Origin of the sequence: Collinsella sp. CLA-ER-H10 (assembly GCF_040092475.1) — a bacterium.
Classification (GTDB): domain Bacteria; phylum Actinomycetota; class Coriobacteriia; order Coriobacteriales; family Coriobacteriaceae; genus Collinsella.
This window is the reverse complement of record NZ_JBBNLM010000058.1, coordinates 1-601: the sequence shown is the minus strand read 5'-3', so window position 1 is coordinate 601 and position 601 is coordinate 1. Positions and strand designations below refer to the sequence as shown.

Below are 601 nucleotides of genomic sequence, written 5' to 3'. Positions count from 1 at the left end.
TCGGCGGGCATGAAGAAGCCGTCGGCCCTGGGGGTGGACTCGGACTCGGTGATCGTACGCATAAGATTTCCTCCAAATCGAACGATCGTTTGCCGCGGGCGGGTTACCCGCAGCCTAAAACCAAGAGGTGGCGGACGCCCGTTCCCCGGCAAAGGTCGGGGCGCCCGGCGCCGGTTTTCACGGAGTCGCGCCGGCAAGCGACGACGTAACCTGGCGCGCGGAGACAAAACGCACGAAGGATACGGAAGAGAGATTGGGGCGGGCGGTGGTTACCAGAGCTATCGTTCACACCCACCCCGGGGAATGGTCAAGTAGCGAGGAGGGTTGGAGCCCCGAATCCGGGTGCTCTAGTCCTCTTCGGCCTCGGCGGCCTCCTCAGCGAGACGCTGAGCAGCCAGCTCGGGGGTGAGACCCTTGTACTCGGTCTCGCGACCCTTAGCACTGACGACGCGGACAACCTCGCCAATAAGCAAAAGCACGATGAAGATGACGATCATCGGGACCTTGTCGCCGATTTCGGCGGCGGAGAACGGCACCAGCGTCGCGACGATGGCCAGGACCAGCTCGATGCAGGGGATGGCCAGCATGACCTTCATCATCG

General features: G+C 63.2%; 1 pseudogene. It reads right to left on the bottom strand.

The window, feature by feature from the left end:
* Nucleotides 1-347 precede the first annotated feature (347 nt).
* Nucleotides 348-601: pseudogene (locus tag AAAX36_RS09485) on the bottom strand (amino acid:proton antiporter); the annotation flags it as partial.